Below are 14,993 nucleotides of genomic sequence, written 5' to 3'. Positions count from 1 at the left end.
TTATCCTCTTTTAACCATCTTTCTTATATCTCCGATGCGAAGTGTAATTTTTTGAGAATCAAGATGTTCAAGATAGGCTATGGCATATCTTCTTGTAGTATTGAGAAGAGTTCTAAATTCTGAAACTGTCATTTCGTTCTTTTTTGAAAAGAATTCTTTAACTAATTCAAGCATTTTAACATAATTCTCAGCAGTAAGATAGAGGGAATCATTTATTCGCACTATCTTTCCTTTTTTCGTGATTATTTTTAATATGTCTGCTAATTTTGACTGGGAAATTGAGAGTATCTGAGCTAGATCTTCTAAAAGTGGTGGTTGAAAGTCTTTTTTCAGTTCCTTTATTATTTTTTCCTCAAGGGAAGGATCAATCTCTTCTGTGGTAGCTGATTTTAGTTTTATTTTATTACCTTCTAATGAAATTTCCCCAATATGTGGTAAAAGTTTTAAAACTTCGAGTGACCTGTCAAGCGCAAGCTTTGTCTTCAGTTCCTCCTTGGGTAAGCCATCTTTAAATGGATTTTCCCTGTGAAATTCCCTAAGAAAATTCAAAACAGACAGTTTAAAGGTATTGAATACTTCAATATGGAAGAGATGATCTTCTGCTTTTATAATTTTTCCTTTTTCTGTAAGTTCGTCCACTGCTTTTCTTATATCTTTTATATCTTCATTTATCCAGCCCTCCAGCTCTGAGATTGACATACCTGCAAATGCTTTTCTTTTGATTTTAATTTCTATTTTTTCTGTAAGACTTCCATTGGATAGCACTTCAAGATGCTCGAGTGTTCTGTCTTTTTTCTTTAAAGGTGGCTGAGGGTCAAGAACAACTCCTCCTCCGATGGTTTCAAGGGGAGAAAATCTTCTCAGAATAAACTTATCCTGAGCCATGGCAACGATGGGTTTCTGTAGTTTCACATAAGCAAATGCTTCCTCTTGAGGTAAAATTTCAGATTTATTAAAAAGCTTTATCTTTCCCACTGTTTCTGATGTAGTAAGATAAAAGTGAATAGGTGAGCCATCTTTCAAGGGTTTTATGTCTTTTAAAAGTTTTATTCTTACTTCCAGAAAGTTGGTAGGTTTGAGTTTTTGTGGCACTGTTACAACATCTCCTCTTTTAATCTCTTCCCTGGATACTCCATGAAGATTAATTCCAACTCTCTGTCCTGCATAGGCTTCTTCAAGCTTTTGTCCGTGACTCTGAAGTCCTCTTATTTTTGAACTGATTCCTGCTGGAATAATCTCTACTGGAGAGTCAACAGAGATTTTTCCTGAAAGAACAGTGCCCGTAACAACAGTTCCAAAGCCTTTTAAAGTAAAGACTCTGTCAATTGGCATTCTAAATATTCCACCTGTTGATTTTTCTTTGACTGAAAGTGCGAGTTCTCTGATTTTTTCTTTTAGAAGTTCAATATTATATCCAGTTTTTGCTGAAATAGGTATTATTTGAGCATTTTCAAGAAATGTTCCTTTAACTGCTTCTTTTATGTCTTCTTTTGCAAACTCCAATGTTTCCTCATCAACAAGATCAACTTTATTTAGTGCAATCAACCCTGATTTTATTTGAAGTAAATCACATATTGCCATGTGTTCTTTTGTCTGGGGCATTACTCCCTCATCTGCAGCTACCACAAGCATAACTATATCAATTCCACCAACACCAGCAAGCATATTTCTGATAAGTCTCTCATGTCCTGGAACATCAACAATGCCAACAATAAGGTCTGGATACTTTATGTTTGCAAATCCCAGGTCAATTGTGATGCCTCTTTCTTTTTCTTCCTTAAGCCTGTCAGGATCAATGCCTGTTAATGCTTTTACAATAGCACTTTTGCCATGATCAATATGTCCTGCTGTACCAAGAACTACCTTTTTCATTTAACGAGTTGAATAAAATTACTGAGAAGTTTTAATCCAGTTTTCTGGGATTTTTCGGGATGAAACTGGGTTGCAAATATGTTTTCATGTATTATCATTGAGGTAAAATCCATTCCATAGTTTGTAACACCCGCAATTACTTTATCCTGTTCAGGTACAACATAGTAAGAGTGAACGAAGTAAAAATAAGAATCATCAGGAATTTGATCAAGTATTTTGCTTTTTTTCTTTAATTTCACAGTATTCCATCCCATATGGGGAATTTTGTAATCCTTCGCAAGTTTGAATCTTATAACCTTTCCTTTTAGTATGTCAAGACCTTTACAAAATCCGAATTCTTCAGATTCACTAAAGAGTATCTGCATACCAAGACATATTCCAAGATAAGGTTTACCATTCAATATTTCCTCTTTGAGAGTTGAGAGAAGTCCCAAATTTGTGAGATTTTGCATGCAATCACGGAAAGCTCCAACTCCAGGAAGAACAATAGCTTTTGATTTTTTAATATCCTCAGGATTTTGGGTGATCTTTATTTGAGCACCAACTGCCTCAAGTGCCTTTGAAACACTTTTTATATTTCCCATTCCATAATCAATAACTGATATCATCTTAAAAGTTTACCACAAAATAAAAAGTTTTTTTAAATTTTCCCAGTCTTCAAATGGCTTAAACAGGGTATCTTTAAAGGTCTGCACTTTAAGAACTCCATCTGGTGTTTCTTTAACCTGAATTGCACCGTTTTCATCAGTTCTATATATTTTACATATTTTACTAACATTCGCTATAACTTCTTTATGTGGATGTCCGTAAGGATTTTGTTTTCCTGCACTTATTATGCAGATTGCGGGTCCTACGGCTTTATAAAATTCAGGATAAAAAGAGTGTTTACTTCCATGATGGGGAATTTTAATCAATTCTGATTTTAAATAATTTACAGGAATTGTTTGTAAAGCATTAACTCCGGCATCTGATGTAAAAAGGTAGCCATTTTTAAAGCATTGAAGCTTAAATATGAGACTTAGGTCATTACTATCTACTGTTAGAGAGGGGCTCCAGAATCCTTTATAAGGATGAAGTATAGTGAAAGAGCAACTACCAATTTTTAAAATATCGCCTCTTTCAAGATGTCTGATTAAAATATTATGTATAAACTCTTTATCGTAATCAATGTATCCCGTATCCCATATTTCCTTTATTTTAAAGTTTTTTAAGACTCTTTCTAATCCTCCTGCATGATCTTTTTGTTCATGAGTAATAATAACTGTCAACTCTTTTACACCGTATGATTTAAGAAACTGAGTTACTTCCCAACCAGTTTTACCTGTATCTATAAGAACAAATCCAGAGGGTATTTTTAAAACAATAGCCTCTGCCTGACCAACATCAAGAAAGGTAATCTTTAAGGTTTCCTTATCTTTCAAATGCATAAAAGCTGGTATAAAAATCGAAAATAAAAATAAAATAAACGAAAGACTCCAGCTTAATGCTTTGACTTCCCTTCTCTTTAAAGCATAAAAGCCAATTAATGAAACAAAAACAGCAAAATAAAATATTGCTACTGCTCCTTTCGGCAAAGGTGGAATCCATATTGATGAGTATCTGAAAGAGGCAAGCCAGTGCATTACTTTGAATGATATTGCTCCGATAAAATTAATCAATTCCGGCACGGGATAATATCCTGTGAGTGTAAAAATTGTTACAAAGAATATATGTAAAGGAAACAGAATCATTCCAATTAAAAGCCCTGCTGTAAGATTTGCCAAAGGGGAGATAAGAGATATGTAGTGAAATCTATAAATTATCAATGGTGCTGTGATTAACATTGCTCCCAAACTTATAAGAAGACTTAAAAAGATATAAGAAATAATCTTGTTATGGATTTTATCTTTAAAGTTCTTGTAAATATCTGATACAAAGCCAATTCCTACAGTGGCAAGAAAGCTAAGTTGAAAAGAAATGTCTTTTATTGCAGCAGGTTTAAAAATTAAAATTACAAGACAGGCAAAACTTACTGTAAAAATCCATATAGATTTTCTCTCTGATAGCACACCAACCATAAAAAGCGTTGCCATAATGAAGGAGCGAGTACTTGGATAATTAGGTTCAACCAAAAGAAAGTAACAAAAAATCACAGGGAAAGTTAAGAAAGTTGCCATTTGAGAGGGTTTAAGATAGAGGGTAATTCTCAAAAGTATAGAGGAAGGAAGCCTTTTAATTAGAAATTTAAAAACAAAAAAACATACAGTAAATAAGAAACCGAAATGAGCTCCCGATATACTTAGAAGATGAATTAATCCTGTTTTTCTGAAATCTTCCTGAATCTCTGAAGGAATTTGAGTTCTTTCACCTGTTGTCATCGCAATAAGAACCCCGGAGATTTCCTTATCAATGGATTTTGAGATTTTCTCGTTTATTTTTTCTCTTGTTTCATCAAAAACTGTTTTATGCGAATACTCTGCAGGTTGTGCTTTTTTTAAAAAACAAAGAGAATCTCCATATTGATAAGGATTTAGATGTTTTTTGCCCAACGCACATTCAATTTTATAAGTTTTTCCAGACTCGAGATATTGTATTGAATAGACTTTAAGAGATGTTTTCTCTATTTTGGGACTGCTTTCGATGATCTTAAATTCGTATAAATTTGCAGTGTTATTATTTAAATATCCTGTGAAGTTGATACTTTCAGAGACTACTGAATCCTTGCTGACAGTAATAAGCACATAAAAAATTCCTAAAATAATAGATATGGCAAGGATTATGGCAACTCTGTTTTTGAAAACAAATATTAAGAGGATCGAGAGAATTATTACTGTTACCGGAAAGTAAATAAACAGATGTCCTAAGACAATCCCTGCAACTAAACTAGGGATAATAGGCATTATGAGAGTTTATGTTTTATTAACTCTTGCAGTTCTTCCAGGATATTATTTGCCTTTTCTAAATCTTCTTCTTCAACCATAATTCTTATCTTTGGCTCTGTTCCTGAAGGCCTTATGAGTATTCTTCCATTTATTTCTTTTTGAAGCTTTAATATTTTCTTCTCTAAATCTTTAAGTTTTTCTACAGCTTCATTTCTTGAAATCCCTTCAGGGATTTTAATGTTTTTCAAAAGTTGTGGATACTTTGTTATATCTTTTGTTAGTTCACTGAGAGGTTTTTCATTTTTCATCATAATATGAGCCATCTGAACAGCTGTTATTGCTCCGTCCCCTGTGCATGTATAATCCCGACATACAATGTGTCCGGACTGTTCTCCGCCGAGATTATAATCACCCTTAAGCATCTCCTCAACAACATACTTGTCACCAACCTGTGTTCTAATAAGCTTTATGCCTTGCTTTTTTAAATAGTTTTCTACACCCATATTGGTCATTACAGTGGCAACGACTGTATTTTTTTTAAGTTTTTTCTCTTTTTTTAACTCCATTGCCCACACAGATAGAATAAAATCCCCATCAACGATATTTCCTTTTTCATCAATGAGAATTGTTCTGTCTGCATCTCCGTCATGGGCAATTCCAAGATGTGCCTGAGTTTCTTTAACTTTTTTTATCAATCCCTCAGGATAAATTGCCCCACAGTCCCTGTTTATGTTCACTCCATCGGGCTTGTCATTTATTGTTATTACCTCAGCACCAAGTTCCTTAAAAAGGGTAGGAGTAATCTTATAGGCAGCTCCATTAGCAGGATCAATTACTACTCTGAGCCCTTCAAAGTTTGAATTTTTCGGTAAAGTTGACTTAACAAACTCAATATATCTTCCAACAGCATCTTCAATTCTAAAAGCTTTTCCAAGAGTTTCTGCATTGGGTCTATTTTGAGGAAAGTTTTGGTCGTTTATAAGTTTTTCAATGGCTGTCTCAAGATTTTCAGTTATTTTATGACCGTCATTTGAGAATATTTTTATTCCATTGTCAGAGAATGGATTATGAGATGCAGATATTACCACCCCTGCATCCTGACGCATGCTTTTCACAAGAAAGGCAACTGCTGGAGTAGGAATTGGTCCAACAAGATAAACATCTCCACCCATTGAAGTTATTCCAGCTGTTAAAGCTGTCTCAATTAAATATCCTGAAATTCTTGTATCTTTACCAATTAAGATTTTTGGCTTATGAGTAAGTTTCTTTTTCAATAAAAAACAAAGAGACATACCTACTTTCATACACAATTCAGGTATCATGGGATATTGATTTATTGTGCCTCTAATTCCATCGGTGCCAAAAAGTGTCATAACTTCCTCCTAAGAAGTTTTACATTTATATAGACTGTATCTTGGTCAGTTCTGAAAATTTTTCCTTCAGGATCTATTTTTGCCTGAATTTTTAAATCCTCGCTTAGTCCCTCTATGTCTATTGGTTCGGTTTTAATTACCCGAATTCTGTTAAGTTCTTTTTTAGCACCTTCTATTTTTATTGAAGAAGGATCAGAACTCACTGATGCGATGTAAAAATCTTTGGCAGGTTTTCCTGAAAGAACTACTCTTATTGGTACTATTTTCTGGGTTTTTTCATCCATGTAAACCTTTATCTGAGAGGGTTCAATTTTAAGTATCTCAATTCCTCTTGGAAGTTTAACTGAGGATTTTGTTATGGGGATTGAGTTTTCACCAAGTTTAACATTAGATAAATCAATTACAACTCTGATATTTTTTTGTATTAACTCTTTAAGAATTCTCTCTCTCGCAGATATTGTAACTGTTACCTTTTTTACACTCTGTTTTAAAATTTCCATCTCTGCAGGGGTGCTTTTGAATTCAATGGGTACTTCAACAGATGTTTCTGTCTGTCCTTTAAAAGTAACAAAAAACCAAAGAAATATTGCTAATGCAATGGATATTAATTTAAATGTAATATTTTCTGTTATAAGCTTTTTAAAAACTCTGTTCATCTCTTTTGTCTTTCTGTAGTAAATAGATTTGTTAGTTTCTCTCTAAGACTCTCTATATCAAGATTACCGTGAAGTTGTCCATCTACTGCCAAAGAAATTGCTCCTGTCTCTTCTGAGACTACTACAGCAACAGCATCTGTTTCCTCTGTGATACCAAGAGCAGCTCTATGTCTTGTTCCATAGGTTTTTTTTAATTCTGCACCAAGCTTTATAGGAAGAAAGCATCCTGCAGCTACTATTCTATTCTTTTTTATAATTACAGCTCCGTCATGAATAGGGCTTGTGGGATGAAAAATACTCATCAAAAGCTCTTTTGTAACCCTAGCATCAAGAGGAACTCCTATCTCAACATATTCTGACAGACTTACATCTCTCTCAAAAACAATTAAAGCACCAATTTTTTTATTCGCAAGTCCCTGAGAGGCTTTAACAATTTCTTCAATTGTTTTCATCTCTTCTGCAGAACTGAATCTGTGAAGTATGGAAGTCTCACCCATCTGGGCAAGAGCTTTTCTTATTTCTGGCTGAAACAAAATTATTAAAACTATCACTATTTGCGTCCAGAAACTTTGAATTAGCCAGTCAAGTGTGTACAGTTCAAAAAATCGTGAGATCAGAGAAATTGCAAGTAGAAAGCCGACTCCTATAAGCATTCTTGCTGCACGGGTACCTTTAACCAGAATGAAAACTTTATAAATGATAAAAGAGACAATAGCAATATCAGCTAAATCTTGCCATCTAAGTTGTTCAAAAATTTTCTCCATCACTATGAAATCGCTTCTTTATTAATTTTTATTGAAATTTTTGACTTAACAGCCTTTAAAAATGATTTAAGAAAAGCTTCATCAGATATATCAGTTCTATCCTTTGCTAACATGATAGTCTGCAGGGTTTTTCTGATTGTCATCTCTCTTTGCAGTGAAGTTTCATATTGTTGTGGAGTTATTCTATTGAGTTTTAAAATTTGAAAATAAATATCTCTCTGGAAAACTCCATTCCTTTGAAATCTCGGGTCATTGATGATTGCATCCTGAATTTCTTTATCTGTTACCTCTATTTCATACTTTTTTGCCAAATAAAGCAAGACCTCCTCATTAATTAAATCTTCAAGAACCTTTTCTTTTAGGCTCTGTTCTAACTCTGTAGCTTTCTCTTTGAATAATTCTCTGTAAATTCTTCTTGTCTCTTCATAGTTTCTCCAGAATCTTTCTGCTGTAATTTTCTGTCCTTCTACTTCTGCTACTACGGGAGAATGCTGTTTATCTACAGTTCCTACTCCCCAGAAAACAAAGGTAATAATTACAAGGAAAAATAGAAAGTAAAAGTATTTTGCATTTTTTCTGAGTGTTTTTATCACATTGAACCTCCTAAAATAAGTTAACTCTTTTACTTTAAAAGAATTTTTTAACATAAGGCAAGCTATGATATAATAAAAAAGCTCAAATCAAAACTTTATGAGGTGAAATAATGCCTATTTATGAGTATGAATGCAAAAAATGTGGAGAGGCTTTTGAACTACTGGTTTTTGGGAATAAAAGTGTTTCATGCCCTAAATGCGGCTCAGACCAACTGATCAAAAAATTTTCCACATTTGCGATGAAGGGAGTACAAAAAGGAAACTCCAAGTGTGCTTCCTGTGGAGCTTCTTCTTGCAGTTCCTGTAAATAATTTATCATTTTCATTCATAAACTAAAGTTTCTTAATAAGGAGTTCCTATGCCAAATGTTTTAAAGGTTAGTATTGAAGAGGAAATGAAAACAAGCTATCTTGATTACGCCATGAGCGTAATCATTGGTAGAGCTCTTCCTGATGTAAGAGATGGACTTAAGCCAGTTCAAAGAAGAATTCTCTATGCTATGTTCAGGGAAGGGCTTCTTGCAGGTAAGAAATACTCAAAATGTGCTGGTGTAGTCGGTGAGGTTTTAAAAAAATATCATCCCCATGGTGATCAAGCTGTTTATGATGCGCTTGTCAGGCTTGCACAGGATTTTAATATGCGATATCCGCTCATTGATGGACAGGGAAATTTTGGTTCTATTGATGGAGACCCTCCAGCAGCCTACAGATACACAGAGGCAAGACTAACAAAAATAGCTGAAGAACTTCTTCAGGACATCGATAAGGAAACAGTTCCTTTTGTCCCAAATTTTGATGCTACAACCCAAGAGCCTCTTGTGCTTCCAACAAGAATTCCCAATCTTCTTATAAATGGATCTTCAGGAATTGCTGTTGGTATGGCAACCAATATTCCCCCACATAATCTCAATGAAATCATAGATGCATTGGTTAAACTTCTTGAAGAACCTGAGACTTCGGCAGAAGAACTTATGCATTTTGTAAAGGGACCTGATTTTCCAACAGGTGGGATAATTTATGGCTTAGAGGGAATTAAAGAGTTTTATTTAACTGGTAAAGGACTTATTAAGGTAAGAGCAAAAGTCAAGATTGAAAGAGAAGCAAAAGGGAAAAAAGCCAGAGAGATTTCACTTTTTGAACAAGAACAGGAAGGTAAATCAGCTAAAGAAAGAATTGTAATTACAGAAATTCCCTATCAGGTAAACAAAGCAAGACTAATTGAGAAGATTGCAGAACTTGTAAGAGAAAAAAAGATTGAAGGTATAACTGAAATAAGAGATGAATCAAATAGAGAAGGTATAAGGGTTGTACTTGAACTTAAAAGGGGAGAGATGCCTCAGGTTATTTTGAATAATTTATATAAACATACACAGATGGAAACCACCTTTGGGGCAATAATGCTTGCTATTGTTGATGGTCAACCAAAAATTTTAAATCTGAAAGATTCACTATGGGAATTTCTCAAGCATAGAAAAGATGTTGTACTTAAAAGAACAGCTTTTGATTTAAAGAAAGCAGAACATCAGGCTCACATTTTACTTGGCTTAAAGATTGCTGTTGAAAATCTTGATGAGGTAATCTCTATTATAAGAAAATCTAAAAATCCAGAAGAAGCTAAAGCACGTCTCATGAGCAGATTCCCTCTAACAGAAATTCAGGCACAGGCAATACTTGACATGAGACTGCAAAGACTTACAGGACTTGAAAGGGAAAAGATAGTTCAGGATTATGAAGCAATCTTAAAAGAAATTGAACGTCTTAAAGCAATACTTGAAAGTGAAACTCTTGTAAGAGAAATTATCAGAGATGAACTCCTTGAAATTAAACAAAAATACGGTGATGAAAGAAGAACTCAGATAGTGTCTGAAGTAAAGGAAATAAATGTAGAAGATCTAATTACTCAGGAAGATATGGTGATTACTCTCACTCATCTTGGTTACATCAAAAGAACATCTCTTTCTGATTATCGCAGTCAGAAAAGGGGTGGTAAGGGGCTTACTCCAATGGAAACAGTCTCAGAAGATTATCTTACAAATGTTTTAGTAGGCTCAACTCACGATCATATCATGTTTTTCAGCAATCAGGGAAGAGTTTATTGTCTTAAAGTTTATCAAATTCCAGAAGCAGGCAGACTTTCTCGTGGAAAAGCAATTGTTAATCTACTGCCATTAAGAGAAGGGGAGAAAATCACCACTGCTCTGGTGTGCAAAGACCTTGAACAGGGTTATCTTATGATGTTTACAAAAAAGGGATTTGTAAAGAAAACATCTCTTGAAGAGTTTAAAAACATACGTAGTAAAGGGGTTATTGCAATAGATCTTGAAGATTCAGATGAATTAATATCAGTAGTAAAGACAGATGGTAAAGCACAACTAATAATTGCAACTAAAAAGGGTATGGCAATAAGATTTGATGAAAATAATGTAAGACCTATGGGTAGAACAGCAAGAGGTGTCATTGGAATAAGATTTACAGAGCCAGAGGATGAGGTAGTATCTGCTGATGTTGTCTCTGAAGGTTCATATGTTCTCACTATTACTGAAAAAGGAATTGGGAAAAAAACACCAATTGAGGAATACAGACTTCAGCACAGAGGAGGTAGTGGAGTAAAAAATATTAAACTTTCTCCAAAAACAGGGAATGTAGTGGCTTCTTTACAGGTAAAAGAAGATGATGAAGTCATAATCTGTAGCAGTAGCAAGATTATTAGACTTAAGGTTTCTCAGATTAGACCGCAGGGAAGATCTACAACAGGGGTCAGATTGATAGATCTCTCCACTGATGATACTGTAGTAAGTGTCGGTAGAATTTTGGAAGGTGAAGGAGAGGAAAATGTCAATTTACAATCTTGATTATTTTTTTAATCCAAGAAGAATTGCAGTAATAGGAGCAAATGATACACCTGGAAGCATTGGTTATACCGTATTTAGAAACCTGATTGGCGAAGGCTACAGAGGAATTGTCTATCCTGTAAACCCCAAAGCAGACTCTGTTCAGGGAGTCGAGTCATACAAAACTATAAGTGATATCTCAAAAGAAGTTGATCTTGTTGTTTTAGCGGAAGAATGCGGTGCAAATATTCTGGATACTCTTGAAGAATGCGGACAGAAAGGAGTAAAAGGAGTTATTCTTCTCTGTCCTGACTTTAGAACAAAGGTCAAAGAAGCAATGCTTCTTGAGGAAAAAATAGAAGAAATCCACAGAAAATACGGATTCAGGCTTCTTGGGCCAAACACTCTTGGTTTTATTAGACCAGGAATAAATTTAAATGTGAGTCTTTTTAGAAGAAAACTTAAAAAAGGCAATATCGCCCTGATAGTTCAGAGTGCAACTCTCTCAGTGGCTTTGTTAGATAGAGCTGCTGATAAAAATATTGGGTTTAGTTATTTTGTCTCTCTCGGTTCTGATATAGACATAGATTTTGCTGATCTTATAGATTTTTTTGGTGTTGATCCATCTACAAGAGCTATTGTTATCTATATGCAGTCTATAAAGACTGGAAGAAAGTTTATGACTTCTGCTCGATCTTTTGCTTTTTCAAAGCCTATAGTCATAGTAAAATCAGGGAAATTTGTTGAATCAATTGAAGTTGCTTTAACTCACTCAGGGCTTCTTGCAGGTGAAGACAAAGTTTATGACGCTGCCTTTAAAAGAGCAGGTGCTGTAAGGGTTGATGAAACACTTGATATGTTTTATATTACTGAGACTCTTTCAAAACAGCGTAGACCAAGGGGCAAAAGACTTGCAATAATTACAAATGCTGGTGCTCCAGCTGTTACTGCTGTAGACAGTCTTTTAAAACTTGGTGGGCAGCTTGCTGAATTTTCAGAACAGACAGTAACAGAACTTGAAGGAAATGTGCCAACTCGTTTTATAAGAAATCCGTTAGATTTAGTCTCAGATGCAAAACCTGATGACTATGAAAAAGCCTTAAGAATAGTAATTAAAGATAAAAATGTAGATGGTATACTTGTAATGCTTACTCCTTCTTTAGGAACAGAACCTGTTGAGACTGCTAATAGAGTTATAAAGGTGTTAAAAGAAAATCCCTACAAACCTGTACTTACTAACTGGATGGGCGCAACACAAGTTAATGAAGCAAGGGATTTACTCAATGTACATGGCATACCAACTTTTGTAACCCCTGAACAGGCAGTAAGAACTTTTATGTACATGTATCGTTATGATTTTAACTTAAAACTGCTTCTTGAGACTCCGCAGACAATTCTTAAAGATGTTAAATTTGACTCTGAAAAAGCAGAGAATATAATAGAAAATGCTATATCAAAAGGAAGGTCTATACTTACTTTTTTTGAAGCCTCTGAAATTCTATCAAGCTATGATATTCCTGTAATTCTCACAAAGAAAGCTGACAATATTGAAGAACTTAAGCAGGCAATAGCTGAAATCGGATTTCCAATTGTTTTAAAAATAGATACACCAAAGATTATACACAAATTCAAAAAAGGTGGAGTAATACTTGATGTAAGAGATGAACTTGAGGCAACCGAAGGATTTAAATGGCTTAAAAGACTTGCTACTGAAAATGGAGACCCTGAAGCTTCTGTTATTGTTCAGCCAATGGTTATAACATATGGATATGAGATAGCTTTAGGAGCTAAAAAAGATCCAACTTTTGGTTCAGTTATCATATTTGGTACAGGAGGAAATCTTCTTGAAGCACTTGAAGATTACTCAGTAGGACTTCCTCCACTTAATCAAACTCTTGCAAAAAGACTTATGGAAGAGACAAAGATTTATCATTTTCTAAAAAAATATCCCTACTATGAAGATATTTTAAGCAAGCTTGAACAGACTGTAGTGAAATTTTCTTATCTTATATCTGATTTCCCACAAATAAAGGAGTTTGATATTAATCCTATATTCATTACCGATTCAGAGATGTTTGCTCTTGACTGCAGTATAATTCTTGACAAAACAGCTCCAAAGAAAAAGACAATTATAAAAGGCGAATTTTGCCCTCCCCATTTAAGTATATGTCCATATCCTGTTCATCTTTACAAAGAGGTTGAATTAAAGGATGGGACAAAGGCAATTGTAAGGCCCATTAAAGCAGAAGATGAATCCCTCATAGCAGCACTGCTTGGAAGATGTTCAGAAAGAACAATAAGCTTGAGATTTTTCCAGAGAGCAATTGATTTAAGGCATGACAATCTTGTCAGATTTTGTCAGATTGACTATGATAGAGAACTTGCATTTGTATGCGTTGTTAAGGAAGGAGATGAGGAAAAGATTGTTGCAGATGTTAGACTTTCAAAGGATCCTGATGGTACTGATGCTGAGATGGCAATTTTAGTTGAAGATGCATGGCAGGGCAAAGGTGTTGGAAAAGCACTTTGCAGTTATGCCATTGAGGTGGCAAGAGATTTAGGTGTAAAAAGAATTTGGATGGATATTTTAAGAATAAATACCTATATGCTTGGACTATCAGAAAGATTAGGATTCCAGAAACATCATGTTGAAGAGGACAGTATTAAGGTATTATTGAATCTTGACAATACTTGATGAATGAAAGAATTCTCATAGTAGATGGAGATGGTGAGCTAAGAGACAACTTAAGCAATTTTTTGAAAAAACGTGGCTTTAATGTAGATGTAGCAGCAACATTTCAGGAAGCAATCAATACGTACGCATCTTTTATTCATGACTTTGTAATTGTTGAGATAGAACTTCCAGATGGAGATGGATTAGAATTTGTAAGTAAAATTAAATCTTTAAACCCTTCTGTAAAAGTTATTGTAACAACATTTTATGCATCAGTAAACACTGCACTGAAGGCATTGAAACTCAAAGTAGATGATTATCTTATAAAACCTTTCATTTATGATGAAATATTGAAATCTTGCAAGGAATTAACAAAAAAAACTATTTTGAAGGAAACTGAAAAAACTTATCCAACTCCTGAAGAGAGTTTCTTTTCAATAATCGGAGAATCAAATGAGATTAAACTTTTGCTTGAAAAGATAAAAAAAATAGCGAACACTCCAACAAATGTTTTGCTTCTTGGTGAGACCGGAACAGGTAAGGAACTTTTTGCAAGAGCAATCCATGATGCAAGTTATAGAAAGAAAAAACCCTTTGTAGCAATCAATTGTGCAAGTCTGCCGGAGAATCTTCTTGAGTCAGAACTTTTTGGATTTGTAAAAGGAGCTTTCACAGGTGCCAACTCTGACAAAAAGGGACTTCTTGAAATAGCTGACGGAGGCACTGTATTTCTTGATGAGATTGGTGATATGCCACTTGGACTTCAGGCAAAACTTTTGAGAGTTATTGAAGACAAGGAAATTCGACCTCTTGGAAGTGTTATTAGTAAAAAGGTTGACCTTAGATTTATATCTGCTACAAATAAGGATTTGTTAGAGGAGGTAAGAAAAGGCAATTTTAGGGAAGACCTTTTTTTTAGATTAAATGTCATAACTCTTCAAATTCCTCCTCTCAGGGAGAGAGGAAGAGACATAGAAATTCTTGCGTATCACTTTATGAGAAAGTTTGCCATAAAAATGGGTAAAAATGTTACAAAAATTGATCCGCAGACAATACAAATTTTGCTTAGATATCCCTGGCCTGGAAATATAAGAGAACTTCAAAATGTAATAGAACAGGCAGTAGTTTTTACTGAATCGGATACAATAAAACCTGAACATCTTCCAGAACATGTAAAAAATATGGAAATAACTACAGAAAGAAAAAGAGATGTTCCTCTTTTATCAATTGAAGAATTTACAAAAGAGTTCATATTAAAGTATCAATCGATTTACACAGAACAGGAACTTGCAGACATTCTTGGAATAACAAGAAAGGCTCTGTGGGAGAAAAGAAAAAAATGGGGAATCCCCCGCTCCAGTGCTTAATCT

Annotated in this window: 11 protein-coding genes; 4 read left to right on the top strand and 7 right to left on the bottom strand. The window is 34.4% G+C overall.

What is annotated here, in order from left to right:
• The 7 genes from selB to TAGGR_RS06890 are packed head-to-tail and all read right to left on the bottom strand — an operon-like array spanning position 1 to position 8,119.
• Positions 1–1,872, bottom strand: a complete 1,872-nt coding sequence (selB, locus tag TAGGR_RS06920) for a selenocysteine-specific translation elongation factor (protein WP_059176642.1) — start codon at positions 1,870–1,872, stop codon at positions 1–3.
• Positions 1,869–2,480 (bottom strand): imidazole glycerol phosphate synthase subunit HisH, encoded by a 612-nt coding sequence (hisH, locus tag TAGGR_RS06915; RefSeq protein ID WP_059176641.1) that lies wholly within the window; start codon positions 2,478–2,480, stop codon positions 1,869–1,871. The genes selB and hisH overlap by 4 nt, the downstream gene beginning before the upstream one ends.
• A gap of 9 nt (positions 2,481–2,489) precedes the next feature.
• Complete coding sequence (locus TAGGR_RS06910) at positions 2,490–4,751, bottom strand: DNA internalization-related competence protein ComEC/Rec2 (RefSeq protein WP_059176640.1); 2,262 nt, start codon at positions 4,749–4,751, stop codon at positions 2,490–2,492.
• Positions 4,751–6,106, bottom strand: coding sequence for a phosphoglucosamine mutase (gene glmM / locus TAGGR_RS06905; protein WP_059176639.1), 1,356 nt, complete (start codon positions 6,104–6,106; stop codon positions 4,751–4,753). The genes TAGGR_RS06910 and glmM overlap by 1 nt, the downstream gene beginning before the upstream one ends.
• Positions 6,103–6,762, bottom strand: a complete 660-nt coding sequence (locus TAGGR_RS06900; RefSeq protein WP_059176638.1) for a CdaR family protein — start codon at positions 6,760–6,762, stop codon at positions 6,103–6,105. Before TAGGR_RS06900 ends, glmM begins: the two co-directional genes overlap by 4 nt.
• On the bottom strand, positions 6,759–7,526 hold the full coding sequence (cdaA, locus tag TAGGR_RS06895) for a diadenylate cyclase CdaA (RefSeq protein WP_059176637.1): 768 nt from the start codon (positions 7,524–7,526) through the stop codon (positions 6,759–6,761). The genes TAGGR_RS06900 and cdaA overlap by 4 nt, the downstream gene beginning before the upstream one ends.
• A 2-nt stretch (positions 7,527–7,528) precedes the next feature.
• The gene (locus TAGGR_RS06890; protein ID WP_059176636.1) at positions 7,529–8,119 is read right to left on the bottom strand and encodes a SurA N-terminal domain-containing protein; all 591 of its coding nucleotides are present in this window, start codon (positions 8,117–8,119) and stop codon (positions 7,529–7,531) included.
• A gap of 110 nt (positions 8,120–8,229) precedes the next feature.
• Here TAGGR_RS06890 and TAGGR_RS06885 point away from each other — a divergent pair, with 110 nt between their 5' ends.
• Genes TAGGR_RS06885 through TAGGR_RS06870 form a run of 4 tightly spaced genes read left to right on the top strand, consistent with a single transcriptional unit; the run spans position 8,230 to position 14,990 of the window.
• Positions 8,230–8,430, top strand: coding sequence for an FmdB family zinc ribbon protein (locus TAGGR_RS06885; RefSeq protein ID WP_059176635.1), 201 nt, complete (start codon positions 8,230–8,232; stop codon positions 8,428–8,430).
• Positions 8,431–8,477: 47 nt separating this feature from the next.
• Positions 8,478–10,970, top strand: a complete 2,493-nt coding sequence (gene gyrA / locus TAGGR_RS06880) for a DNA gyrase subunit A (protein WP_059176634.1) — start codon at positions 8,478–8,480, stop codon at positions 10,968–10,970.
• Positions 10,951–13,644 carry a bifunctional acetate--CoA ligase family protein/GNAT family N-acetyltransferase gene (locus tag TAGGR_RS06875; RefSeq protein WP_059176633.1) on the top strand — a complete coding sequence of 898 codons (2,694 nt, stop codon included), beginning with the start codon at positions 10,951–10,953 and terminating at the stop codon, positions 13,642–13,644. The genes gyrA and TAGGR_RS06875 overlap by 20 nt, the downstream gene beginning before the upstream one ends.
• Positions 13,644–14,990: a sigma-54-dependent transcriptional regulator gene (locus TAGGR_RS06870; RefSeq protein ID WP_059176960.1), complete on the top strand. Its 1,347-nt coding sequence runs from the start codon at positions 13,644–13,646 to the stop codon at positions 14,988–14,990. The genes TAGGR_RS06875 and TAGGR_RS06870 overlap by 1 nt, the downstream gene beginning before the upstream one ends.
• Positions 14,991–14,993: the final 3 nt, after the last annotated feature.

The organism is Thermodesulfovibrio aggregans, from assembly GCF_001514535.1.
Lineage (GTDB): Bacteria > Nitrospirota > Thermodesulfovibrionia > Thermodesulfovibrionales > Thermodesulfovibrionaceae > Thermodesulfovibrio > Thermodesulfovibrio aggregans.
The sequence above is the reverse complement of the archived record's forward strand: the minus strand, read 5'-3'. Positions and strand labels throughout refer to the sequence as shown.